General features: G+C 61.3%; 18 protein-coding genes. 5 read left to right on the forward strand and 13 right to left on the reverse strand.

The window, feature by feature from the left end; all coding sequences use genetic code 11:
* Positions 1–96 precede the first annotated feature (96 nt).
* Genes bcsR through bcsC form a run of 5 tightly spaced genes read left to right on the forward strand, consistent with a single transcriptional unit; the run spans position 97 to position 9,308 of the window.
* Complete coding sequence (gene bcsR, locus C1N60_RS19100; protein ID WP_394521195.1) at positions 97–291, forward strand: cellulose biosynthesis protein BcsR; 195 nt, start codon at positions 97–99, stop codon at positions 289–291.
* On the forward strand, positions 291–1,022 hold the full coding sequence (gene bcsQ / locus C1N60_RS19105) for a cellulose biosynthesis protein BcsQ (protein WP_088516562.1): 732 nt from the start codon (positions 291–293) through the stop codon (positions 1,020–1,022). The genes bcsR and bcsQ (C1N60_RS19105) overlap by 1 nt, the downstream gene beginning before the upstream one ends.
* Entirely contained in the window at positions 1,019–3,622 is a 2,604-nt protein-coding gene (gene bcsA, locus C1N60_RS19110; RefSeq protein WP_394521196.1) for a UDP-forming cellulose synthase catalytic subunit, read from the forward strand. The genes bcsQ (C1N60_RS19105) and bcsA (C1N60_RS19110) overlap by 4 nt, the downstream gene beginning before the upstream one ends.
* A gap of 15 nt (positions 3,623–3,637) precedes the next feature.
* Positions 3,638–5,935, forward strand: coding sequence for a cellulose biosynthesis cyclic di-GMP-binding regulatory protein BcsB (gene bcsB / locus C1N60_RS19115; RefSeq protein WP_394521197.1), 2,298 nt, complete (start codon positions 3,638–3,640; stop codon positions 5,933–5,935).
* Positions 5,928–9,308: a cellulose synthase complex outer membrane protein BcsC gene (bcsC, locus tag C1N60_RS19120; RefSeq protein WP_394521198.1), complete on the forward strand. Its 3,381-nt coding sequence runs from the start codon at positions 5,928–5,930 to the stop codon at positions 9,306–9,308. The genes bcsB (C1N60_RS19115) and bcsC overlap by 8 nt, the downstream gene beginning before the upstream one ends.
* A gap of 5 nt (positions 9,309–9,313) precedes the next feature.
* Here the strand turns inward: bcsC and C1N60_RS19125 are convergent, their stop codons facing one another.
* The 13 genes from C1N60_RS19125 to dppB all read right to left on the reverse strand — a co-directional run bounded on the left by C1N60_RS19125 (position 9,314) and on the right by dppB (position 25,905).
* A complete protein-coding gene (locus C1N60_RS19125; RefSeq protein WP_058775497.1) occupies positions 9,314–9,616 on the reverse strand; it encodes a BrnA antitoxin family protein in 303 nt (100 codons plus the stop codon).
* Positions 9,597–9,896: a BrnT family toxin gene (locus C1N60_RS19130; protein ID WP_058771045.1), complete on the reverse strand. Its 300-nt coding sequence runs from the start codon at positions 9,894–9,896 to the stop codon at positions 9,597–9,599. The genes C1N60_RS19125 and C1N60_RS19130 overlap by 20 nt, the downstream gene beginning before the upstream one ends.
* Positions 9,897–10,118: 222 nt before the next feature.
* On the reverse strand, positions 10,119–11,123 hold the full coding sequence (locus C1N60_RS19135; protein WP_031279620.1) for a glycosyl hydrolase family 8: 1,005 nt from the start codon (positions 11,121–11,123) through the stop codon (positions 10,119–10,121).
* A 9-nt stretch (positions 11,124–11,132) separates the two neighbouring features.
* A complete protein-coding gene (gene bcsD / locus C1N60_RS19140; protein ID WP_058758083.1) occupies positions 11,133–11,579 on the reverse strand; it encodes a cellulose biosynthesis protein BcsD in 447 nt (148 codons plus the stop codon).
* Positions 11,579–15,382: a cellulose biosynthesis protein BcsC gene (locus tag C1N60_RS19145; protein ID WP_394521199.1), complete on the reverse strand. Its 3,804-nt coding sequence runs from the start codon at positions 15,380–15,382 to the stop codon at positions 11,579–11,581. Before C1N60_RS19145 ends, bcsD begins: the two co-directional genes overlap by 1 nt.
* An 11-nt stretch (positions 15,383–15,393) precedes the next feature.
* Positions 15,394–17,913, reverse strand: a complete 2,520-nt coding sequence (gene bcsB, locus C1N60_RS19150) for a cellulose biosynthesis cyclic di-GMP-binding regulatory protein BcsB (protein WP_394521200.1) — start codon at positions 17,911–17,913, stop codon at positions 15,394–15,396.
* The gene (gene bcsA / locus C1N60_RS19155; RefSeq protein ID WP_021507015.1) at positions 17,910–20,015 is read right to left on the reverse strand and encodes a UDP-forming cellulose synthase catalytic subunit; all 2,106 of its coding nucleotides are present in this window, start codon (positions 20,013–20,015) and stop codon (positions 17,910–17,912) included. Before bcsA (C1N60_RS19155) ends, bcsB (C1N60_RS19150) begins: the two co-directional genes overlap by 4 nt.
* Before the next feature lie 61 nt (positions 20,016–20,076).
* Positions 20,077–20,877, reverse strand: coding sequence for a cellulose biosynthesis protein BcsQ (gene bcsQ / locus C1N60_RS19160; protein WP_394521201.1), 801 nt, complete (start codon positions 20,875–20,877; stop codon positions 20,077–20,079).
* Positions 20,868–21,500, reverse strand: coding sequence for a cellulose biosynthesis protein BcsO (gene bcsO, locus C1N60_RS19165; RefSeq protein ID WP_394521202.1), 633 nt, complete (start codon positions 21,498–21,500; stop codon positions 20,868–20,870). The genes bcsQ (C1N60_RS19160) and bcsO overlap by 10 nt, the downstream gene beginning before the upstream one ends.
* A gap of 474 nt (positions 21,501–21,974) precedes the next feature.
* Positions 21,975–22,985, reverse strand: a complete 1,011-nt coding sequence (gene dppF, locus C1N60_RS19170) for a dipeptide ABC transporter ATP-binding subunit DppF (RefSeq protein WP_159378045.1) — start codon at positions 22,983–22,985, stop codon at positions 21,975–21,977.
* Positions 22,975–23,961, reverse strand: a complete 987-nt coding sequence (gene dppD / locus C1N60_RS19175) for a dipeptide ABC transporter ATP-binding protein (protein ID WP_021507019.1) — start codon at positions 23,959–23,961, stop codon at positions 22,975–22,977. The genes dppF and dppD overlap by 11 nt, the downstream gene beginning before the upstream one ends.
* Before the next feature lie 12 nt (positions 23,962–23,973).
* The gene (dppC, locus tag C1N60_RS19180) at positions 23,974–24,876 is read right to left on the reverse strand and encodes a dipeptide ABC transporter permease DppC (RefSeq protein WP_021507020.1); all 903 of its coding nucleotides are present in this window, start codon (positions 24,874–24,876) and stop codon (positions 23,974–23,976) included.
* Positions 24,877–24,885: 9 nt separating this feature from the next.
* On the reverse strand, positions 24,886–25,905 hold the full coding sequence (gene dppB, locus C1N60_RS19185) for a dipeptide ABC transporter permease DppB (RefSeq protein WP_021507021.1): 1,020 nt from the start codon (positions 25,903–25,905) through the stop codon (positions 24,886–24,888).
* Between the last annotated feature and the right edge of the window lie 199 nt (positions 25,906–26,104).

Below are 26,104 nucleotides of genomic sequence, written 5' to 3' on the forward strand. Positions count from 1 at the left end.
TTGCCGGGCCAGAAATCGCTGGCTGCGGTTTTATACGCGACAAGAAAAATATCACCCCTCTTTATCCGTTGTCGTTTCTTTGGTGGCAAAAAAGTAATGAAAACTGAAAATGCTTTTTCACTGATCGCTGTCGGCAGCGAAGATCAGGATGATATTAACGCCCTGAGTGACGCCTTTTCCCTGAAGGCGTTTCGCTATATTGATATTGCCCGTGAAGCGCGTCTGCAACAGCTGCTGTCGCGCTGGCCGTTGTTGCAGGAATGCACGCAGGAACCGGAGTCACCACGCTAATGCCGGTTCTCGCCTTACAGGGGCTGCGTGGCGGGTGCGGCGCGACGGCACTCAGTGCCGCGCTGGGCTGGGCGCTAAACGCGCTGCAGCAGTCGGTGTTGCTTATCGACCTTTCGCCAGCCAACCAACTGGCGGCCCACTTTAATCTGCCGCTCGACACGCCGCACGGCTGGCTGCGCGCCCAGCTGGATAACCAGCCGTGGCAGCACAGCGCGCTGCGCTATCAGCCGGGGCTGGATTTCCTGCCGTCTGGCACGCTCACGCATCAGCAGACCTTATCCTTAACCGCAGCGACAGCGGAAATTGCACAACCGCTGCTTAAGGCTTTGCCGGCCCTGAAACAGCGCTATCAGTGGATTATTTTCGACCTTCCGGCGGATCTGCTGCCGTGGCAGCAGGCGTTCATCCCGGCCGCCGATCGGCTGCTTCAGCTGCTAACGCTGGATGCCAACTGCCAGCTGCGCCTGCACCGCGCGCACTTTTCGCCGCAGACGCTGTTTCTGATTAACCAGTTTAACGCCAATAGCCAGCTGCAGCAGGATCTGCATCAGCTGTGGCTGCGCTCGCTTAAAAACCTGATTCCACAGGTGATTCATCGCGATGAAGCGCTGGCGGAAGCGCTGATGATGAAACAGCCGGTGGGCGCCTGGCGTCCGCATGCGCTGGCCAGCGAAGAGATCAATACGCTGGCCAACTGGCTGCTGCTGCATGTTGCCGGAGGTGGCGCATGAATGCGCTGCGCTGGCTGCTGGTGCCGCAGGCCTCGCAGGCATTGCAGCAGCGCGCGCACCTGGCGCGTCAGCACGGCGCCGGGCGGTTAACGGTCGCGCTGCATCTGCTGTGGTGCGTGCTCGCCTGGTCGCTGCTGCGGCTGGAAACGCCGGCGTGGCGGCGCGTGCTGCAGCAGCGTCAGCGCTACTTCCCGCATATCTCTCCGCTGCGCCCGCGTCCGCTCGATATTGTGCGCTATGCACTCCAGAGCCTGTGGCTGCTTATCATGCTGCCGCTGGACGGCAGCGCGCGCAGCGAGCGTAAACGTTTTAACGCCTTTGGCTCGCTGTTCCGCTGGCGCCAGCAGCTGTATCAATGGCTGGCGCGGCTGGAGCACAGCGGCGTGCCGCAGCGCAGCGAACGCTGGCTGCAGCGCCTGCCACGGCGCGTGCGTCAGCTGCTGTTCATCGTAGTGGCGATCGCCGCCAGCCTGCTGGCGCTGCTGTGCATCTCGCAGCCGTTTGATATCACCACGCAGTTTGTGTTTGTGCTGCTGCTGTGGGCGCTGGCCATGCTGGTGCGCCGTATGCCGGGCCGGCTGGTGACCATCATGCTGATTGTGCTGTCGCTCACCATCTCCTGCCGCTATCTGTGGTGGCGCTATACGGAAACCCTTAACTGGGACGATCCGCTCAGCCTGACGTTTGGCCTGCTGCTGATTGGCGCGGAAACCTACGCGTGGACGGTACTGGTGCTGGGCTATTTCCAGACGCTGTGGCCGCTCAACCGCCAGCCGGTCTCCATGCCGCCGGAGATCGCCAGCTGGCCCAGCGTCGATATTCTGGTGCCGACCTACAACGAGCCGCTCAGCGTGGTCAAACCCACCATCTATGCTGCGCTGGGCATCGACTGGCCGCAGGATAAACTCAACATCTATATTCTTGATGACGGCACGCGCGAGGAGTTCCGCGAGTTTGCTGCCAGCGTGGGCGTCAATTACGTGGTGCGCCCCAGCCACGAACACGCCAAGGCCGGCAACATCAACCATGCGCTGAAAACCACCTGCCGCAGCGAATACGTGGCGATTTTTGACTGCGACCACGTGCCGACGCGCTCGTTTCTGCAGCTCACCATGGGCTGGTTCCTGAAAGATCACCGGCTGGGCATGCTGCAGACGCCGCACCACTTCTTCTCGCCAGACCCGTTTGAGCGCAACCTCGGCCGTTTCCGCCAGACGCCGAATGAAGGCTCGCTGTTTTACGGTCTGGTGCAGGATGGTAACGACACCTGGGATGCCGCCTTTTTCTGCGGCTCCTGCGCAGTGCTGCGCCGCAGCGCGCTGGATGAGATTGGCGGTATCGCGGTAGAGACGGTAACCGAAGATGCACACACCTCGCTGCGACTGCACCGCCGTGGATACACCTCAGCCTACATCCGCATTCCACAGGCCGCCGGGCTGGCGACCGAAAGTCTGTCAGCGCATATTGGCCAGCGCATCCGCTGGGCGCGCGGCATGGTGCAGATCTTCCGTCTCGATAATCCGCTGTTTGGCAAAGGGCTGAAGCTGGTACAGCGACTGTGTTACGCCAACGCCATGCTGCACTTTCTTGCCGGTATTCCCCGGCTGATCTTTCTGCTGGCGCCGCTGGCGTTTCTGCTGTGCCATGCCTACATCATCTATGCGCCCGCGCTGGCCATCGCCATCTACGTGCTGCCGCACATGGTGCATACCAGCCTGACCAACTCGCGCATCCAGGGGCGCTGGCGCCACTCGTTCTGGAGCGAGGTGTATGAAACCGTGCTCGCCTGGTACATCGCCCGCCCCACCACGGTCGCGCTGTTTAATCCGCACAAAGGCAAATTCAACGTGACCGCCAAAGGGGGCCTGGTAGAAGAGCGCCATCTCGACTGGGTGATCACCAAACCCTACATGCTGCTGGTGCTGCTGAACATTGCCGGTATCGGCATGGGCTTCTGGCGCATGGCGCATGGCCCGGCCAATGAGCTGCTCACCATCTGGGTCAGTCTGGTGTGGGTGGTTTACAACATGATTATTCTCGGCGGCGCGGTGGCGGTGTCGGTGGAAGCGCGTCAAATCCGTGAAGCGCACCGCGTGGAGATCGCCATGCCGGCGGCGCTGGCACGCGCCGATGGTCATATGCTGCCGTGCACGCTGCGCGACTACTCTGACGGCGGCGTGGGCGTCGAACTGCGCGAGCCGGATGCACTGCGCGAGAACGAAAGCGTCTCGCTGCTGCTGCGGCGCGGACAGCAGGAGTTCAGCTTCCCGTGCCAGGTACAGCGCGTATTTGGCCGCCGCGCAGGTATCCGCCTGCACCAGCTCTCCACCCGCCAGCACATCGAATTCATTCAGTGCACCTTTGCGCGCGCCGATACCTGGGCGCTGTGGCAGGACGGTTTTCCGGAAGATAAACCGGTGCAGAGCCTGGCGGACATTATGCTGCTCGGCTTCAAAGGCTATTTGCGGCTGGCGGAGTATGGTCCGGCACCGCTGCGCCGCCTGTTCCGTGGCCTGACCGCCGGACTGCACTGGCTGGCAACGCTGTTGCCGCATAGCGTCCGTCCGCGACCGGCAACGCTCAACACTGATTTTACCTAAGCTGATGATATGACCATGACGAGAAAACTGAGTTGGTTCACCGCCCTGCTGCTGGGCACGGCGTCTCTGGCGCAGGCGGCACTTCCGGCGGCGCTTCCTGATGCACCGCCTGCGGCAACCTCTGTGCCGCTGCCCGACGTGAACCAACCGCTCGATGCCAGCGCCCCGCTGCGCGATAGCCAGCTGCTGTTTACCCAGGTGGCACCGCCGCCGGGTAGCATGACGCTGCGCGGCACCGTCCCCACCAGCCAGATTGAGTTCGGCGTGCGCAGCGACGAGGTGGTCACGCGCGCGCTGCTGACGCTCAACTACCGGCCTTCGCCGGCGCTGCTGCCGACGCAGTCGCAGCTCAAGGTGTATCTCAACGATGAACTGGTGGGACTGGTCACCGTCACCGCCGATCAGCTCGGCAAAGAGAACCAGACTCAGCTGGCGATCGACCCGCGCTACATTAGCGACTTCAACCGTATCCGCCTGGAACTGGTCGGCCACTACGCCAACGTGTGTGAAAATCCGGCCAACAGCACCATCTGGCTGGATATCGGTAAAGCGAGCAAACTGGACCTGACGCTGCAGAAGCTGCCGCTGAAAAATGATCTCTCCCATTTCCCGGAGCCATTCTTTGACGCGCGCGACAACCGGCCGCTGCAGCTGCCGATGGTCTTCAGCGGCCAGCCGGATGTGCAGCAACAGCGTGCGGCAGGCCTGCTGGCCTCGTGGTTCGGTAGCCAGGCGCAGTGGCGCGGCCAGTCCTTCCCGGTGCTGTATAACCAGCTGCCGGAAGGACAGCACGCGGTGGTGTTCGCCACTAACGATCGCCGGCCTGACTTCCTGCAAACGCTGCCGCCGGTGGACAAACCCACCGTGGAAATGATCAGCCAGCCGGACAATCCCTATCAGAAGATGCTGCTGATTCTCGGCCGCGACGATAACGATCTGATCACTGCAGTAGAGGGCATTGCGCAGGGTGAACTGCTGCTGCGCGGCGAGCGCGCCACCATCGACAGCGTGAAACTGCTGGCCCCGCGCCAGCCGTACGATGCGCCAAACTGGGTACGCACCGATCGCCGCACCACCTTTGGTGAACTGACGCAGTATCAGAACCAGCTGCAGGCTGATGGCCTGCAACCCAACCCGATTAGCCTGACGCTCAACCTGCCGCCGGATCTGTTCCTGGTGCGCGCACGCGGCATTGATATGGACCTGATCTATCGCTACACCTCACCGGTGCAGCAGGACGGCTCACGGCTGGCGGTGCATCTCAATAACCAGTTCATGCAGGATTATCCGCTGACCAGTAAAGATGGCGCGGGCCAGCAGCTGATGCGCATTCCGCTGATGCAGGGCCTGCAGGACAACAGCCGTCAGCTGACCATTCCGGCACTGCGTCTCGGTGTGGTGAACCAGCTGCGCTTTGATTTTGACTACGCCAATACCTTTATCGGCGGCACTGCCGATGGCCGCTGTGAAACCGTCACCCCCGTCGCGCATCATGCGGTGATCGACGATCGCTCCAGCATCGATTTCTCCGGCTATCGTCACTACATCGAAATGCCTTCGCTCGGCGCGTTTGCCAGCGCTGGCTTCCCGTTCAGCCGCTACGCCGATCTGGCGCAAACCCTGGTGCTGGTGCCGGCAAAACCGGAGAGCGGCGAAGTCAGTACGCTGCTTGACGCGCTGGGGGCGATCGGCGCCCAGACCGGCTATCCGGCACTGCGCGTGCAGATGAGCGATGACTGGCGCAACGCCAAAGACCACGATGCCGATCTGCTGCTGATCGGCAGCATTCCGCCGGATCTGCAGGCGGACACGGCGATCAATCTGCTGGTGGATCGCACGCGCAGCACCCTCAACATGCCATCGCGCCCGGGCAGCGCGCCCAACGTGCCACTGTCAGCCAGCGAGCGCACCGCCGAAAGCCAGACCGGCATCAGTTCGCGCGGTCCGCTCGGCGCTCTGGTTGGCTTCCAGTCGCCGTTCCACGATCAGCGCAGTGTGGTGGCGCTGCTGGCTGACAGCCCACGCGGCTGGGAGTTGCTGAACGGTGCGCTGCGCGACAGCGGCAAACGCGCGGCGATGTTCGGTTCTGTCAGCATCGTCCGGGAGTCCGGCGTCAACAGCGTGCGCGTGGGCGATACCTACTTTGTCGGGCATCTGCCGTGGTGGGAGCGGCTGTGGAATCTGCTGGCCACCCATCCGGTATGGCTGGCCGTGTGTGCCGTGCTGGTGGTGATCCTGTTCGCCCTGATGGCCTGGCGCCTGATGCGCATGGTGAGCCGTCGTCGCCTGGCTGAGCTGGATGACGATGAATAAGTTACCGCTTGCGCTGCTGATCGCTAGTGCGCTGGCTGGCAGCGTGGCGGCCGCGCCCGGTCCGCAGGTGGCGCCGGTCGCGTGGCTGCTGATGCAGATTCGTACCGGCGAATCCACCAACAAATACGATTTGGTGCAGCAGTCGCTGTACCGGCTGGAAAAAATCGATCCGGATAACCCGCAGGTGCTGGCGGCACGCATTCGTATGGCGCTGCGTCAGGGCGATCAGGCCAAAGCGCAGCAGCTGTTCGATGCGCTGCAAAAGGCTGCGCCGGATGACGCCGCCACACGCGAATCTGCGGCAGGTTTGCGCCTGATGAGCCCCGAAGGACGTCAGCAGCTGCAGCAGGCGCGGCTGCTGGCCACCGCCGGACGGCTGCCGGAGGCCAAAGCAGCGTGGGATGCGCTATTTCACGGCGTCTTTCCCGATGTAAACACCGAACTGGAGTACTGGCGACTGGTGGCGCGCCTGCCGGGCCAGCAGCCGCTCGCCTGGCGTCAGTTGCAGGCGCTGGAGCAGCGTTATCCGGGCAATATCGGCGTCGAGCTACAGCTGGCGCGCATGGCGTTTGATAATAATCAGCCGGATCAGACGGTGACCCAGCTGCGTCAGCTGGCCAACCGCGACGGCGGCCGCGATGCCGCGTCTGAATTGTGGCTGCAGCAGATCCAGAACCAGCCGGTGAGCGAGCGCAGCGTTGCCAGCCTGCAGCAGTATCTGCAGGTGTTCACCAGCGGCGATGCGCAACAGCGCGGAGCGGATGAGCTGGCGCGTCAGCAAAAAATGCTGGCCGATCCGGCCTTCCGCCAGCGCATGCGCGGCCTGGCGCTGGTCGAAGCTGGCGGCGGCGCAGCGGCAATCGGCGCATTACAGGCGGCGCTGAAGGCCAATCCGGACGACGCCGAACTGCTCGGTGCCATGGGCCAGGCGCAGGCGCGTGCCGGTCACCGTGCCGCCGCCATCAGCTGGCTACAGAAAGCGATTCAGGCGGGCCAGGCCAGCACGCAAATCGGCAAGTGGCAGTCCCTGTTACAGACCAATCGTTACTGGCTGGCCATCGACAGCGGCGACGCAGCGCTGAAGCAGGGGGATTTATCCGGCGCTGAACGGCAGTACCGCAGCGCGCAGGCCATCGACAGTAATGACAGCTGGGCGCTCATCGGCCTCGGTGATGTGGCGCAGGCGCGTAAAAACAGCGCGTTAGCCCGGCAGTACTGGCAGCAGGCGCTGCGCCTTGACCGCAGTAACGGCACGGCGCAGCAGCGCCTGAGCAATTTACGTATTGAGAGCCTGCTGGCCGACGCGGATACGCTGGCGCAGCAGCAGCAATGGCCGCAGGCGGTAGCGAAATACCGTGAGGCGGCTCAGGCGCGCCCGGATGATGTCTGGCTGGCCTGGCGGCTGGCCAATGCGCTACGCAGCAGCGGTGACAACCAGGCAGGCGCGGCGGTAATGGCCGCGATGGTGCGCCAGCAGCCGCAGCAGCCAGCCGCGCTGTATGCCACGGCACTGTGGCAGTCATCCGGCGACGACGATGCCGCCGCGCTGGCCACGCTGCACCGTTTACCCTCCGCCCGCTGGGACAGCAACATGCATGAACTGGCGGACCGCCTGGCGCAAAACCAGGCGTTCGGGCGTGCCGGGGAGCTACGCGCCCGCGGTGATGAAGCCGCCGCCATCCGCTTGCTGCAACAGCAGCCGGCCTCGCCGCGCCGCGACATTACGCTGGCCGACTGGGCGCTGGAGCGGGGCGATGCCACAACAGCGCTGGCCGGTTATCAGCAGGTGCTGCAGCAGGACGCCAGCAACAACGATGCCGCGCTCGGCCGCATCGAGGCGCTGCTGGCGCTGCAGCGCACCACCGAAGCGCGCGCAGCGCTGCACAGCCTGCCGGACAGCGTGGCGCAGCAGAGCCTGAACAGCGGCCGGCGTGTGGCGCTCGCCTGGCAAAACAGCGGCGATCTCCTCAAAGCGCAGCAGCTGTTCAGCGCGCTGAAAACCCGCGCCGCCGCTGTCGCGCCGTCACAGGAAAAAGCGCTGGTGCTGCGTGATGCCGCGCGGCTGGAGAGACAGCAGCGCCAGCCCGCGCTGGCACAGCAGGATTACCGCGCGGCGATGGTCGCCAGCGGCATCACGCCTGCGCTGCCAGACGATAACGCCCGCTATACCCGGCTGACGCGCACGCAGGCCCAGGACGACTGGCTGAAGCGCAGCATTCGCAGCGACGCCGCTGACCTGTATCGCCAGCAGGACACCACCGTGACGCTGGAACAGGACTACTCGCGCGATAAGGGCAACGGAGGCACCTCCGACTTTACCGCCCATACCACCATGCTGCAGGCGGAAACCCCGCTGGCCGATGGCCGCAGCTTTGTGCGCGTTGATCACGTACAGGTTTCTGCCGGAACATTTTCCACCACTGATGGCAGCCATAGTGAACAGTTCGGCAGCTGTAACGACGCCAACGCCGGGGGCTGCCGGCGCGATTTCACCCAGCGGGACGAAGGCACCGCGCTGGGCGTCGGCTGGCACAACGATCGCTGGTCAGCCGATATCGGCACCACGCCGCTCGGTTTTACCGTCACTAACTGGGTCGGCGGCGTAAGCTGGAAAACTGACATCGACGATCTCGGGGTGACTTTTACCGCTTCACGTCGCCCAATCTCCAGTTCGCTGCTGGCTTACGCCGGCGCGCGCGATCCGGCCACTAACGGCGGCAAAAACTGGGGCGGCGTCGTCGCGACCGGCGGCGGCATCGGCCTGAGCTACGATCGGGGCGGCGCGCACGGGGTGTGGGCCGATCTCAGCGCCCATCAAATCAGCGGTGAAAACGTGGCGGACAACAGCCGCGAACGGCTGATGGCAGGCTATTACTACAAGCTGATCAATAGCGACAACCAGCGCGCCACCATCGGCCTGAACAGTATGCTGTGGCACTATCAGAAAGATTTGAGCGACTACACCTTTGGCCAGGGCGGCTATTACAGCCCGCAGCGCTACTTCTCGCTGGCGGTGCCGCTGACCTGGCGTCAGCGCACGGAAAACTGGTCGTATGAACTCGGCGGTTCGGTGTCGTGGTCACAGTCAACCACCGACGCTCAGGCGCGCTACCCGGTGAATCCAGGCTTTACGCTGGCCAGCAATCCGTCATCGGACAGCAGTTCCGGACGCGGTTTCGGCTATACCGTGCAGGCGTTGATAGAACGGCGCATCACGCCGCACTGGTCGCTGGGTTTGGCCATGGACATTCAGCAGGCGAAAGATTACACCCCAAGCCACGGGCTGCTGTATGTGCGCTACTCAATGGCCGGCTGGAACGGCGACATGGATATGCCACCACAGCCACTGGAACCGTATGCGGATTTTAAATAAGCACACTATTTACCCTGCAGTTCTCTTAGCATCGCGGCTCGCAGGATCGCGTTGAGGCGCGTCTGGTAACCTTTGCCAGGCGCCTTTAACCACTCAAGAATATCCGCATCGATTCTGATCGAAGCCTGGGTTTTTACCGGGCGGTAAAAACGCCCCCGTTCGGCAGCCTGCCAGAAACTGTCGTCTAACGGCGCAATATCATCACACTGGATGTCGCTGTCCTGTTTCCGGCTCAAAGCATCCAGCTCCGCCTGTTGCTTATCGGTGAGCGGCGGTAATTCACTGCGTTTAAACCTGACTTTGCTCATAGCGCCTCCTCTCAATACGCGTTGCATGGCGTGCGCTGATAATCCTTATTCGCTCAACATCTGTTTCGAAGCGCACCGTATGGGCCACCAGAATGACCACATGCCCCATAACATTACCAATGGTTTGCCAGCGATATTCCCCATTTTCATAACGATCCTGCACCGACAGGTGGAAAGGATCCTCAAACACGCGGGCTGCAACTTCAAAGCGGATACCATGCTTGCGGAAATTTGTTTCCGCCTTGGTGGTATCCCACTCAAACTCCGGTTCCGTTTGCATTTATCATACACTTTTGTCTATACATTTTAGCATGACAAATTGCGTGTAGTACGCGCTGATGGTGTTGATCGGGCGCAATAGCTGCGCGGTCAGTACAGGAATGAAATGAAATACAGACAGGTCTGGAATCGAGTGAAACGGTGGAACAGGGTTTGAAGCCAGGCGGGCGGGCCTGATGGTGATCGGCCGGACGGAAGGTTGATTCCGTCCGGCACAGAGAGGCTATCGCTTCTCCTGATAAGCCAGCCAGGTCAGCAGTTGCAGGCTGGCGGAGAAATAGTTTTGCTCCGGCGCTAAGCGGTCGCTGAGGTAGCCGGTTTGGTTGAGCGTCAGGTCGCGCACCGCGGTCAGGCCACCTTCCATATTGTAAGGTGCCGGGGTATTGGCCAGCACATCAAACCACGCTGGCGTGGTGTCGCGCGCGTAGCCCTGCCAGACGCGCTGGAAGGGCACCAGCCGCAGGCTTTGCGGATCGTACCACCAGATATTCAGCGGAATACGGATCGCGTCATAGCTGAAGCGGTTGGAATAGCCGACCGCCGGCGCGACGGAGCCATCGGCGTTCAGCGCCACCCAGTCCAGCGGCAGGCCGGTTTTGCCAAACTGCATGTCGCCCAGCAGCGCAAGGCCATCATCAATCAGCGTGTTCCACACGCGCAGATGGCTGTGCTGCGCAAACTCCTGCCATGCGGCGAACAGGAAATAGGAAGGGTTAAGCACCACATAGCTGGTTTTATTGAAGCCCTGCGCACCCGGCAGCATAACCTTGCGGCCGGCGTAGTCGATCACCGTTAGCTTGATGACCGCGCGCTGAATGCGATCCGACGCCTGCTGATAATCACCGCCCCACTTCTGCGCCGCGCGCTGCAGCGCCCAGGCGATCAGCACATCCCCGTCCGAAGCATCATTTTTATCGGCGATGGGATCGGCTGCGCCCGGCGTATAGCGCCAGTAGAACAGGTCATTCTGCGGATTGCGCAGATGGGTACGCGTCCACTGCCACAGCAAATCAAAGGTGGCGCGATCGTTATACGCCACCGCCAGCAGCATGCCGTAGCCCTGGCCTTCGGTGTGGCTGACGTTGTTGTTGGCCGTATCGCTGATGCGGCCGTCGCTGCTCATAAAGCGGCTTTTGTAACTGCTCCAGCCATCGGCCGCCGCCTGAGCACTGAAAAATATCACCATGAAACACAGCATCCACTGACGCCAGAACCGCATCACTCTCATCACAGCTTCCTATTGGTATCGATAATGCAGCGTGCCGCCGTCGATTTTTTCCAGCGTCAGCGGTACCGCCGCGCTGCCACCCTGCGCACGTAGCCACTGCGCGTACACGCCGGCCAGCACTGCGCTCAGCGCCAGCTGCCAGCGTTCTGCATCAAGCTGGCTGTCGCCCTGCGGCAGGGCATGGTGCTCAAGCATAATCGCGTTCTGCTGCGGCTGCAGCTGAACAAAGCCCCAGTTAAAGCGCGCCAGCTGGAGATTAATTTCGCGCTCCAGATCCTGCACGGTGCGCGCCTCCGGCAAAGGATAGCGCGTTGCCAGCAATTCGCCCACGCCGTTGAGGAAGGCTTCCGCCTCCGCGCCAGCGTTGTCCAGCATGCTCTCAATCATCACGCTGACCAGATCAAACCAGCCCGGCTGATACGGATGGCTGATGCGTGCGCCCGGTTGCTCACTCATTAGTTGTCTCCAAACAGATAACGGAAGTACAGATTGGCTGTGCTTTCGTTGTAATCGCCAAAGGTGTCATAGCCGAGCTGGCCGCCGATGGTGACATCTTTATTAATCTTATAATCGGCACCGGCGTGCAGGTTATAGCCGATGCCGTTTTTGCTCTCACCGCTGTAGTAGGCGCTTTTGACAAAGCCCTGATCGGCGAGGCTTTGCAGCTGGGACTGCAGCGACGGATCGTTGGGGAAATACGCGCTCTTGTCCTGGCTGTACGACTGATAGCCGACCGAACCGCCAACGTTGACTTTCAGATCATCAAACTTGCGGCTGAAGTCGATGGGGAACGACACCGCGGCATAATTCTGCGGACTGAAATAGCCGCCCTGACCGTAGCTGAAGTAACTCAGGTTTTTGGAGAAATCCATCCACGACAGGCTCATGCCGACCTTCAGCTCGCGGTCGTCGTAGTGGTAAGGCCGCACGTAAGCGCCCGCAGTGGCCTGCACGCTGTTATTGCTCGCCACGTTCTCGCCCAGATAGCTGTAAGCGCCGCCGCCGACATAGAAACCCGCGTCGCCGTTATCGAAGCTCAGCATGGCATTGCCGCCGTTTTTGGTGACGCGCCCCCAGCGCTTGCCGCTGGTCTTGTCCTCTACGCCAACGTACGACAGCAGGCTGTCGGTCATGGCGCGGCGTTCACCGGTGAGGATCAGCGTCAGGAAATCGGTCAGCTTCGGCGACCACTGCACGCCGCCCACCAGCGTACTGAGATCCTGGCCGAGCGGCGTGCTGCCGAGGTCGATTTTGTAGCTGCCGCCCTTCAGCGCCATATTCAGTTCCACGCCGGTGGCCTTTTGCGAATCGGTCGACGAAGACGGCGTATCGTCTATTTTGGCCGCGCCGGATGCCACCACATTGCCCTGCACCAGCGCGTTGCTGCCGAAGCGACGCCACGCATCACCGGCCGCACTGCCAGCGGTGAGCGACACCGGCGTCATAGTAAAGTCGAAGCGTGACTCGCCGAACGGCACGGTCGAGAAGGTCAGCGGCGCTTTGGCTTCGGTCAGCTTGCTGAGGCCCGATTCGCCGTCGCGTCCGCGCACCTGCATCTGCCCCTGTACCCAGGTGCCGGTTTTCTCCTGCAGATTGTCCATCATTTCGTCAATCTGGCGCAGCGTCTGGCTCTGCCGGACCGCCGGCGTGGTGCTCGCCAGCGTGACGTCCTGCGCGCTGCTGCTGGTGGCCGGTGCCGTTTGCCACGGCATTACCGTGCCATAGCTGGAAGGCGAACCGGACACCGGCGAGGTGCTGCGGTTGATAAACGGATTGTCCGCCAGCGCCAGGCCGCCGACGGTCGGCACGCTGCCGCTCTGTGCGCCCTGCAGACCAATCAGCTGGCCGCGCGCGCTGCGCAGGTAGCTCATCGCCTGGCTGTGCTCGCCGTTGGCTTCCGCCACGCGTGCCAGCAGTAACAGGCGATCCGGCGTCTGCTCATTGCGCAGGCCGCGGGTTAAGGTGTTCGCTTTGTCGACGTCGTTCTGCGCCAGCGCCACATCAATAGCACCGGTGCGCGCATCCTGAGTGGGCGTATCCTGCGTCAGCAGATAGTCATACACCACGCCCGCTTCTTTGTTCATCTTGCCGGACTGATACAGACGCGCCATGGCAAACATCAGATCGCGGTTCTGCGGATCGTGCTGCAGCGCACCCACCAGCTTGTCATAGGCGGCGGCGTACTGCTTCTGCTCGCGCAGGCGATCGACTTCATTGATGACATAACCGTTGCGGATGCCGGCCAGCTGCGTGGGCGTACTGCGCGCCTGCAGCTCCGGACTGCTGAGGAAGCTCTGCGCTTCGGTCGTCAGTCCCGCCTGATTCAGCACCGCCACCTGCGCGGCGTAATCACCGGCGTTGCCCTGCACGCCACGCTGCATGTTGCCGCGCACCACCGTCACCGCCGTGGTGAGATCGCCGGCTTTGGCCAGTTTCTGCGCCAGATTACCGGCATCGACCGGATTGGCTGGCGGCGTGGCGGCCAGCGCGCGCAGCGTATTGGCCGCTGCCGCGTCAGAACCCTGCGCCAGATAGCGATCGGCGGTGGCCATTTGCAGATTGAAATTCACGCGCTGCGCCAGTTCGCGCATCTCGCTGTTCTTGCTGCCGTTGGGAATGCGCGCCAGCAGCTGGCTGGCCTGCTGCCAGGCACCGCTCTCGCTGGCGTTAAGCGCACCGGCGTACAGCTCGCTGGTGCTGGCACCGCTGCGCAGGGTCGGTTGCATGACGTTGGCGGCCAGTAAACTATCGCCCTGCGCGCGGTAGATGCGCGCCAGATCGAGTCGCAGCCAGCCGTCGCTGGGATAGCGCTGAATGGCGCTGTTCAGCGTGGCGATGGCCGCACTGCGGTTGCCTGCCGCCAGCTCGCGTTTTGCCTGCGCACGCAGCGGATCGCTGCTGTTACCGCGCGGTGCCACGCTCTGGCGCACGCTGTCGGGCAATGATGCCAGCAGGGTATTGGCTTCGGCGCTGCGGTTTTGCTGGCGCAGCACGTAAAACAGCCCCTCTTTGGCGCTGCGGTTATCGGCATCGCTCTGCAGAATGGCCCGGTAGGTTTGCTCCGCCTGCTGCAGCTGATTGCTGCGGCGCAGCACATCAGCGCGGAACAGCTTCGCCGATATACCTTTTTCGCCCTCAGCCTGCGTCAGCGGCTCACTCAGCGCCAGCGCCTGCGCGCTGTCACCGTTTTTCAGCGCCTGCTGGGCATTCGCCAGCTGCGCGTAAAAGCGGGCGTCGGCCGCCTGCTGCTGACGCTGCTGGCTCTGATCGCCGCCCAGCTGTGCGGCGCGCGTCAGATAATCGGCGGCTTCGGCGTAGCGTCCGGCGCGCTGCGCCACGTAGCCCATACCGGCCAGCGCATCGGCGTCCTGCGGGTTGGCCTGCAGCACTTTTTCAAAGTTGTTCTGCGCACCGCTGACGTCGCCGCTGTTCAGCGCGCTAAAGCCCGCGCCCTTCTCCGCGCCGCCAACATTTTTGCGGTAGTAATCCACCACTGCGCTGTCCTGCGGATGGCGCTGCTGCCAGGTCTGGTACAGCGCGGCGTCCGACGCCTGCGGTGCCAGCCACAGCAGCGCCTGACGCAGCGAGCGATCGGCCTCTTTATTACCGTCCGCCATGCTGGCCAGCACATCAATGCCCTGGCGGCGCGTCGCTTCCTGATAGGTCAGCGCTTTGCCCAGCGCCAGCTGAGCGCCGGTATCCTGCGGATGGTCGGCGGCAAACTGCCGCAGCGCCTCCACCGCCTGGGGCAGCAACGTGCGGTCGCCGGCCATGGTCAGATAATATTCTGCCGCCACGCTCGGCGGCGGCTCGTTGCCGCTGAAGGTGTTGCGCCAGGTTTGCAGCGCGGCGGCGATATTACCGCTGCGCGCCTGCTGACGCGCCAGCGACAGCTGCGCCTGCGGAATGCTCTGCAGCTGCCGGGCGTTGTCCAGCTCCGTCAGATGCGGATCGTTGGGCGATACCGCACTCAGGCGGGCGCGCCACTGTGCCGCATCGGCCGCGCTGCCGCTTTGCTGTGAATAGAGCGCCAGCAGATACAGCGCCTGGGTATTGTTCGGCTCCACCATCAGGATTTTTTGCAGCGAGGCTTTCGCCAGATCGTCATGCGCTTTCTGATGCCAGTAGGCCGCCTGGTCGAACAGTGCCTGTAACGCCGGATTGGTGCTCTCCGCCGCCAGCAGCGGCTGTGAGAAGGCCAGCGCGCCGCCCAGCAGCAACGCCTGACGAATACCGGCACTTATCAGCTGTTTTTTCATTATTTTTATCCTTACTTCCGGCCGGAGTGACTATCGTCTTTCGGGTGGAGACGGCGCCACGCATGACGCTTCAGCATCACCCAGGCCGCACTGCCGATCAGCGCCGACAGCAGCAGCGCCGCCAGCGCCATCAGTACCGAGTGCTGGTTGGCATACCACACCACCATCATGTACCACGGCATTTCACCGCTCGGGAACTGCGGCCCGACGCGGAAGCTGCGGATGCCATTCTCATCGGTGATGATGGCGGTATCACCGCGGATGCCGGCGTTGATGCGCGCCGAATTCAAATCATCGTGCAAACGCAGCAGCTGCTGATCGCTGGTGGCGACCGTCATCACCACCAGACGATCGGCGCTCCACGGTGAGCGATAGCTGACAAAGCCGCGCCACGCTTCATTTGAGGAGAAGTAGCGATCGGCATCCAACTGCTGGCGAGACCAGTCACCGGTCAGCCAGCCGCGCAGCTTATCGACGGTGGTCGGCTCTTTGACGCCCAGCGTGTTGCCACTGGTCTGGTAAGCGGTGCCGGCCAGCATCTGCTGCGTGAAGGCGCTGTGCTGCATGGTACTCACTGCCAGCACATCGCTGTGCTGCAGGCGCGTCAGATTGGTGCCGCCGTTCGGCAGACCAAACAACACCTGGTTCTGCACCAGCGGCACGCCGGTGGCGTTACCGGCGCGCGCGGCCATGTCGAGCAGCGTCGCGATCTCCGCATCACCCGGTGCCTCTGGCAGCAGCAGCGTGGTCTGCGAAAAATCCGCCAGCCGCGAGAACGGGAACGAAGCACCGACGAAGTACGACAGGTTCGGCAGCATGGTGAAGTGGCGCGTGTGGCTCAGATCGATCCACGAATCCTCTTCGATACGGCTCTTGATGTTGTTGTTGAGCAGCACGCCGCACGGCGCATCCGCCTTTGGCTTGATGTTGAAGTAGAGCGCCAGCTGGTTGTCGCCGTAAATCAGATACGGCTCCAGCTTCAGCGTGTACTGCTCCTGGCGTGCATCGCCGCCCAGCCGGTGCCAGGCGCTCTCCAGTAGCCCGACTTTGTTCACCGTCAGGTTGCGCAGGAAGGTGCCGTTCAGCGTGACGTTAAGAAACGAATTGTTTTCATCGATCCAGCTTTCCGACGGGAAACGGTAGTGCAGATTGACCGGAATCGCGTCGCCGTCCCACAGGAACAGATCCGGCGCCGCGCGGAAGTTAACTCGCAGCGCATCATGCCAGATACCGGTGGTGGTCAGGCTCTGATCTTTACGCAGCAGCTCGCTGAGGCGCACCGGGCGGCTGGTGTTGATCCAGCGCGGTGCGTCGTACGGTTTGCGCGTGCCAAGCGGCTGCGGCGGTACGTTCAGGCTGCTGGCATCGGTGGCCAGCGGCTGCGTGGTCAGGCGGTTGGCCGCCTGACGCAGCTGGGCATCATCCGCACCGACCACCAGCAGCAGTTTGTACACCGGATTGTTGGGGTTATCGATCACCTGCAGCAGCGGACCACGGGCTGCGGGCAGCGTCACGCTGCCGATTTTGTCACCCGGATGGCCGATCAGGATACCGTTGTGCTCGGGCAGATCGCCGCGCACCACCGGGAAACGGATGCCACGGTAATCCGACTGAATGCCGAGCCAGGAAGCCACCAGCGCGGCGGCGCTGACGCTATCCGGCGAAACGTTAGCGGCAAAACCAAAGGTCACGCTGGCGGGCGTCATGCGCTGCACATCAATAAACGGACGCGGGAAGTTGCGCAGGCTGGTGCCGATGTTGAGCTGCTGGCCTTCAAGGCTCAGCGTGGTTTTCGGCAGAATGGTGACCTGATACTGCTGCGCGCTCTCTTTTTCGCACAGCAGCTTGTCAGCATCGTTGATTTTAAAGCTGAGGTTATTACTGGAAACCACCATCGCCGCCGGAATATCCAGCTGATAGTCGCTGACATCGCTGTCGCTGGCACCCAGCGGCAGCGTGCCGAGCGGCTGGCCGTTGAGCATCAGCTGCAGCGACGTGTTGCGCGCCGCCAGCGCGGCAGAGACGCGCAGCGACAGGTTGAGCCGCGCATTAGTGATCACCTCATCACCCGGCAGGGTAAACAGAATACCGGACTGCAGCTGGCCGCCGGTCAGGGTGATGCCGCGCGGCTGTCCCATCTGCGCCACCGAAATGGTGCTACTCACCGGCTGGTTTAACAGCGCGCCAGCGGGCTCAGCGGCAGCCGGTGCCTCTGCAGCCACCTGCGGTATGACGATGTCAGGCGCCGCCGATGCTGCTGGCGTTGCTGACTCTGCCGGCGGTGCTGACTCTGCTGGCTGTGCGGGTGCTGTATTTTCCTGCACCGGCGCTGCATCGCCCGGCGTGTACGGCGCGTCGCCCGCGGCCTGCTTCAGCTGCGGATCGGCACTGCCATCCAGCCCCTGCGGCGGCGGTACGTCAGAGAGCGCGGCGCTGTCCTGGGTTACCGCCGGCGTCTCTGCCCAGGCAGGGGCGAGCAGCAGCGTGGTGGTCAGCGCGCTGGCCAGCAGCGTGTACGTCAATGTTTTCATGCTGCGCTGTCCTCTTTGGCCGTTGCCTGGCCATCACGCTTGCGCGCCTCACGGCGATCTTTCCAGCTCAGCCAGAACAGCTCAAAGACGGTACGGATGATGGTGCCGAGCGACACCAGCGGATTGTCCTGCTTATATTCCGGCTGGATCCACGCATCGGCCCGCGCCAGCACCACGCGCACCAGTTCACGGCGGCGCGCCAGCGGCATCGCGCCAAAGCGCAGGCGAATGGTCTCCTCATCACCGGAGATCTTGCTCACCGGAATGGTGATGGCACCCGATTTCAGCAGCAGATCGATCTCTTCGATTTCATCGTGCTCATGCCGGTTGTCCGGCGCATCCAGCTGCGCGCCGCCCATCGACAGATCGCTGGTTTGCGTGCGCGAAGAGATGCCGCTGGCATAGTGAATCACCGCCGGGATCTGCACCTCGATACGAATGGTTTTACGCACCTGTTTGGTTTCACGCGCCACGGCAATCGCTGCCATCAGGATGATCAGGCTGAACACCGCCCAGCCGACGTTGAGCGCAATCACATACGGGTCCACCCCGAAGTAATCATGCGCCACGGCGCGCACCACGCCGGCCACGATGCCAATCGACAGCAGCGCGGCAACGATGACGTGAGGCCGCACGATGTGGAAGTCAAAGAAGCCCTGGTCCAGCAGGCCACCTTTATCCGTCACGTTGAATTTGCCGTGCTTTGGCGACAGCAGGGTCAGCAGCGTCGGAATCACCAGGTGGAAGCACATCACGGTTTCGTAGATTTCACCCCAGAAGGTGTAGCGGAATTTGCCGTTCATGCGCGAGTTAACGTACAGCGACATCACCAGATGCGGTAGTACGTAAGCGAAGATGAGTGACGCCGACGAGTGGATAATATTCAGGTTAAACAGCAGGTAAGCCAGCGGCGCAGTGAGGAACGCCACGCGCGGCAGGCCAAACTGGAAGTGCAGCATGGCGTTGAGGTAGCACAGACGCTGCTGCCACTTGAGCCCACGGCCCAGCAGCGGATTGTCGACGCGGAAAATCTGCGTCATGCCGCGCGCCCAGCGGGTACGCTGAATCACGTGCAGGCCCAGACGTTCGGTCGCCAGTCCCGCCGCCAGCGGAATTGCCAGGAACGCCGAGCCCCAGCCGAGACGCTGCATTTTCAGCGCGGTATGCGCGTCCTCGGTGACGGTTTCCACCGCGAAGCCACCAATCTGTTCCAGCGCGCTGCGGCGGATCACCGCACAGGAGCCGCAGAAGAACGTGGCGTTCCAGTTGTCGTTGCCCTGCTGCACCGGACCGTAAAACAGCGAGCCCTCATTCGGGATGCTGCGCGCGGCGCGCAGGTTACGTTCGAACGGATCCGGCGAATAAAAGTAGTGCGGCGTCTGCAGCAGCGCCAGCTTCGGATCTTTCAGGAACGGACCGACGGTGGCCTGCAGGAACGTGCGCGTCGCCACGTGGTCGCAGTCAAACACGCAAATCAGCTCGCCTTTGGTGATTTTCATGGCGTGATTGAGGTTGCCGGCTTTGGCGTGGCGGTTATCGTCACGGGTGATATAGCCGACGCCAACGTCGGCGGCAAATACCGCGAACTCGCTGCGTTTGCCATCATCCAGCAGGTAAACTTTGATCTTATCGCGCGGGTAGTCGATACACTGCGCCGCCAGTACGGTATCCCGCACCACGTCGAGGCTTTCGTTATAGGTCGGCACGTAGACATCGACCGTCGGCCACAAGCGGGTATCATCCGGCAGCGGTTCGATGGTGCGTTTTAATGGCCAGCTGGTTTGCAGGAAGCCGAGAATTAAGATCAGCCAGACATACAGCTCGGCCAGATATAAGCCGATACCGAGAATCGCTTCAATCTCGGAATTAAACTGCAGCGTTTCCGTGGTGCGCCACCAGATATATCGGGTCGACATCAGCGCGGAAAGAAAAACCATCACAATGGTTATTTTACGGCTTTTACTGAAGCCCAGTAAAAACATCATGCCAATACTGATCAAACCAAAAATATACTGTTTCTGGCTGTCCATAGGCGTGATGACGATTACCGCAGCGACCGGTGCAAGCACCAGCAGCAGCAGGTAAAACCCGAGTTTACTCATGATTCACCCTGAAGAAGCTGTGTTGTTATTATTTGAACCAGGCCGCTGGCGGCCGGGCTTGTTAATAATGACTGCGGATCGGTGCCTGAACTTCGCCGTTGCCTACGTTGATATTCAGGATATTCGCCACCCGTTTTGCCACCAGTTCAATATCAAACGCCGCTGCCGAAGCCGGGCTGAAATCATAGATTGACTGCTGCGAGGCATTGGCCTCAGCCACGCTTTCATCGCGGTGCACCACGCCAAGTAAATTATCGCCCAGCCGCTGCTGCATAAATGCGGTTACTTCACGGCTGATATTCCGGCGATTATCACTTTGGTTGAGCACGAAATAATGACCGTGCTGATTATTTAATGGCTGGCCAATCATTCGATGGTTTTCAATTTGCGGCAGCAGCGCCACCGAGGCGGTATCCGCCAGCATCACCACTAAATGCATATCGGCCAGCTTCTGCATGGCTTTCAGCGCCGGACCGGGTCCCGGCGGAAAATCCGCAATAATCACCAGACCCGGATAATTCAGAACGGTATCCAGGCCGCGTTTTAAGAAGTGGGCATCGTGCGCCAGGTTGTGTTCGAAGCGCTCACGCTGCGCTTCAGTCACTTCACCGTAAGGCATGACAAAGATGTTGCTGCCGGTGGTAAGGATTGACTGACTCCAGTCAGCGTGCTCTTCCGAGCGCGCCACAAAGCCGCGGCTGTCGTGCAGCGGTACGCCAAAATGCAGGCGCAGCGCATTTTGTACGTCAAAATCGATCGCCAGCACTTTGCTGCCGGCACGCGCCAGACTCCAGGCCAGGTTGGCCGCCATGGTGGTTTTTCCTACTCCCCCTTTTGGCGAGCACACACAAACTAATGGCATAGCGCGATCTTCTCCAGTAACGGTTTGAGCAGTGTTTCTTTAGATAAATGAACCGGTTCCGCCGCACGCGAGCGGAACAGTGCGCCAAAGCGCGAGGGCGTAGCAGGCTCCGGCTGCGCCACGGCGGGCGTAGTGGCCGGTGCTGCGGCAGCAGGGACAACCGCCTGTTCAGCAACCGGCGCGCTGATCGGCGGCGGTGGGAACAGTGAAGTGGCCGCCTGACGCGCTACGTGCGTGGCTGCCGGTGCCAGTGACGACACTGACGCGGCAGTGGGCGCGCTGCTTGCTGGCGGGAATAACGCGCTGCGCGGTGTTTCTGTGTCGGGTGCCGGCGCGCTGGCGGCGAGGCTCTGCAGCAGCGATGCCTTTTCACTGCGGGCGACGGGCGCCGGATTAAGAGCCTGTGGCGGCGCGACAAACTCATCGCCGCGAATCGGCTGCGGCTGTGGCAGATCGACGCGCTGGCCGCTACCCAGCTCCGGCTCATCATCCGTCGCCAGCTGACGGATGATCGCCCACTGGCTGTGATCGGCTTCCAGCGATTGCCCGGACATATCCTTAAAAGCAATGTCCAGCGTTTGCGTTTTTTCCTGGAAACGCTGCAGATCGTCGTAGTTCTTCATGATCAGAGCCTGTTAAAGCGGAGGGGTAATTTCCGCGAATATAACACACACGTTAAGACACGGTGAGAGAATTCTGATTATTAAAACCGCAGATTCGACAAAAGAGTTTTATCTGAAAGATTGAAAATATACAGATGCAAAAAGCATGCACTGATTAATTGAGCAGGATTAATAAAAATCGATTAACGGAAATAGTAGCCGCAAGATAATTAAGCTAAAGCACTGATAATAAACAACTTACCATGGAAATATGCAGTTATCTCTGGCCGTGACGGCGCTCACACAATGCGGCACGGATTCAGAATTTGCCTTAACCTTTTCGCTGTCGTTCAGGACCAGCGATTTAAAGATTCAGTCGCGTAATACATTTCTGCCATCGCAGGCGATTAAGACACGTCAGGTTAATTTTACTGATGTATCATGCCACCAATAACAAAGGCTCCCGCAGGAGCCTTTCGCACTGACTGGCCGTAATTACGGCATCGCCACCGGCTGATTCTCATCCTGGTCGACGGCGAAGCAGGCAATTTGCTGCTCACCATACTGCTTCAGTTTCGGCTGCAGCTGCACGCAGGTACCGAAACGACGGCGACAGCGTGCGTTGAACGCACAGCCCGGCGGCGGATTCAGTGGGCTCGGCAGCTCACCGGTCAGTTTGATGCGCTCGCGGCGTTCGTCCGGATTGAGGCGTGGCGTGGCCGACAGCAGCGCCTGAGTATACGGATGGCGCGGGTTGCTGAAGATCGCCTCTTTGCTGCCCTTTTCCACACAGCGTCCGAGGTACATCACCATCACCTCGTCGGCGATGTGCTCCACCACCGACAGGTCATGCGAGATGAACACATAGGACAGGCCGAGATCCTGCTGTAAATCCATCATCAGGTTGAGCACCTGAGCGCGCACCGAGACGTCGAGCGCCGAGACCGGCTCATCGGCAATCAGCACGTCGGGATCGAGCATCAGGCCGCGTGCAATAGCGATACGCTGGCGCTGACCGCCGGAGAACATGTGCGGATAGCGATCGTAGTGCTCAGTTTTCAGGCCCACTTTGGCCATCATCTCCAGCGTTTTTTCCCGCCGTTCCGCTTTGCTCAGCGCGGTATTGATCACCAGCGGCTCTTCCAGAATCTGGCTGATTTTCTTACGCGGATTGAGCGAGCCATACGGGTTCTGGAACACAATCTGGATTTTCTGCCGGCGCAGCTTTTGCGCCTGCGGATCGTGTTTCAGCAGATCCTGCCCGTGCCAGTACAACTCGCCGGCGGTCGGCGTTTCAATCATTGTCAGCAGGCGACCCAGCGTGGATTTACCGCAGCCGGATTCGCCCACCACCGCCAGCGTTTTGCCACGCTCGAGGTTAAAGGAGACGCCGTCCAGCGCCTTCACCAGGCGCTCCTGGCCGAACAGACCCTTTTTCACCGGATAGTGTTTTTTCAGGTCAATCGCCTGCAGCAGGTAATCCTGCTTCGTGTTATCAAGACTCATAAGTCGGTCTCCCGGCATCATCCAGTGGGAAGTGACATTTGGACTGGCGGCCCGGAATATCGCGCAGCTCAGGTTCTTCAGTACGGCAGCGGTCGGTCACGTACGGGCAGCGCGGATTGAGCAGACAGCCGTTAGGGCGGTCATACTTGCCCGGCACCACGCCCGGCAGCGACGCCAGCCGCGCTTTGTCGGCGGCAAACTCCGGCAGCGCACGCAGCAGCGCCTGCGTATACGGGTGACGCGGCGCTTTAAAGATATCCACCGCTTTGCCGCTTTCCACCACCTGACCGGCGTACATCACGATGATGTGCTGCGCCGCTTCGGCCACCAGCGCCAGATCGTGCGTGATCAGGATCAGCGCCATGTTCTCCTGCTTCTGTAACTCCAGCAGCAGTTCGATGATTTGCGCCTGAATGGTTACGTCGAGCGCCGTGGTTGGCTCATCGGCAATCAGCAGCTTCGGCTTACAGGCAATGGCCATGGCGATCATCACGCGCTGGCTCATGCCGCCAGACAGCTGATGCGGATAGACATCAAGCCGCGACGCCGGATCGGGAATGCCCACCTGCTCCAGCAGGTCGATGGCACGCTGACGCCGTGTGCGCTTGCTGCCGCCCTGATGCACCTTCAGCGCTTCCATGATCTGGTAGCCCACTGTATAGCACGGGTTTAGGCTGGTCATCGGGTCCTGGAAGATCATCGCCACTTCTGCGCCCACCAGCTGGCGGCGCTCTTTTTCGGAGATGCGCTGCAGGTCGCGCTGATTGAACTCCAGCTTCTCCGCTTTCACGCGACCGGGATAGTCAATCAGCCCCATGATCGCCAGCGAGCTGACCGATTTACCGGATCCGGACTCGCCGACAATCCCGACGACCTGGCCCTGTTCTACCTGGTAGCTGATGCGGTCAACCGCACGGAACGGTGCCTTTTCGTCGCCGAAATGCACCGACAGTTTTTCTACATTTAATAACGCCATCTCGGTGCCTCTTTACTGCTTGAGTTTCGGGTCGAGTGCATCACGCAAACCATCGCCCATGAGGTTAAAGGCCAGAACCGTCAGCAGGATGACCACTCCGGGGAAGGTCACGACCCACCAGGCACTCTGCGCATACTGCAACACGTCGGAGAGCATGGTGCCCCACTCCGGCGTCGGCGGCTGCGCCCCCATACCGAGAAAGCCCAACGCGGCCATATCCAGGATGGCGTTGGAGAAACCTAACGACGCCTGCACGATCAGCGGTGCCAGGCAGTTAGGCAGAATATTGATGAACATCTGGCGCAGCGTACCGGCACCGGCCACGCTGGAGGCGGTCACGTAGTCGCGATTGACTTCCACCAGCACCGCTGCGCGCGTCAGGCGAATGTAGTGCGGCAGCGCGACGAAGGTGATCGCCAGCGAGGCGTTGACAATCGACGGGCCAAAGATGGCCACCAGCACCAGCGCCAGCAGCAGGCTTGGCAGCGCCAGCATGATATCGACGAGGCGCATGATCACTGCATCCACCACGCCGCCGAGATAACCGGCCATCAGGCCGAAAATCACGCCCAGAATCAGCGACAGCACGACCACCATGCAGCCCACCAGCAGCGACAGGCGCGCACCAAACATCAGGCGCGACAGGATGTCACGGCCGACGTCATCGGTGCCCAGAATAAATTTCCAGCTACCGCCCTCCTGCCACACCGGCGGGTGCAACAGCGCATCGCGGAACTGCTCAGCCGGGGCATGCGGTGCCAGCACATCGGCGAAGATGGCGATCAGCAGCATCAGAATGATGTAAACCAGGCCGATAACCGCGCCTTTGTTACGTTTAAAATAGTGCCAGAATTCCTGAATCGGGGTCATCGGCTTCGGTGCAGCGGTGACGCTTGCGGGATCAACAGCAGACATGATTCCCCCTTATTTCTTATGACGGATGCGCGGATTCACCACGCCGTACAACAGATCAACCAGCAGGTTGACCAGAATGATCAGGATTGCCACCAGCAGCACGCCGCCCTGCACCACCGGATAATCACGGCGCTGCAGTGCTTCGATCAGCCAGCGGCCGAGTCCCGGCCAGGAGAAGATGGTTTCGGTGAGGATGGCGCCCGCCAGCAGCGTGCCCACCTGCAGACCGATCACCGTGACCACCGGCAGCATGGCGTTACGCAGCGCATGCACCACGATCACGCGCATGCGCGTCAGGCCTTTGGCGCGTGCGGTGCGGATGTAATCTTCACCCAGCACTTCCAGCATCGAGGAGCGCGTCATACGCACAATCACCGCCAGCGGAATGGTGCCCAGCACGATGGCCGGCAGGATCATGTGCATCACCGCATCTTTGAAGTCGCCCTCTTCGCCCCACAGCAGCGTATCAATCAGCATAAAGCCGGTGAGCGGATGGCTGTCGTCAAGGAAGATGGTGTCGCTGACGCGACCGGAGACCGGCGTCAGGTTGAGCTGCACCGACACCAGCATGATCAGCATGATGCCCCACCAGAAGATCGGCATTGAGTAGCCGGTCAGCGAGATGCCCACCGCGGTGTGATCGAAAATTGAGCCGCGTTTCACCGCCGCCAGCACGCCGACCGGAATACCCACGGCAACGGCGAAGATCATGGCGCAAATGCCCAGCTCAAGCGTGGCTTTAAAGCGCGGCACGAACTCATCCCACACCGGGATGCGGCTTTTCAGCGAGATGCCGAGATCGCCATGCAGCACGCCGTTGATGTAAGTGATGTACTGTTTCCACATCGGCTGATCGAGACCAAACTGGGCCATCAGCTGCGCATGACGTTCGGGGGAGATGCCGCGTTCACCGGCCATGATCAGCACCGGGTCGCCGGGGATCAGGTGAACGAAGGCAAAGGTCAATAATGTAATACCGATGAACGTCGGGATGACAAGGCCCAGACGTCGGAGTATGAATTGCAGCATAAGCCGGATTCTCAGTCATTTTCCGTGGCGCTAACGCCATGGACTACATTGCTCACAATCCGCAGCCGGCATAGCCGGACGCGACGCAAGAAGCGCTTCAAAATCCCCGTCATACTTCACGCTGCATCAGCGCAATGTATTGAGGGTTTATAAGAAATTAGCCGGAAATAAAGTGCGGAGTACGGGCGGCGAAGGTGCC

It is taken from the genome of Pantoea sp. SGAir0184 (assembly GCF_043544755.1).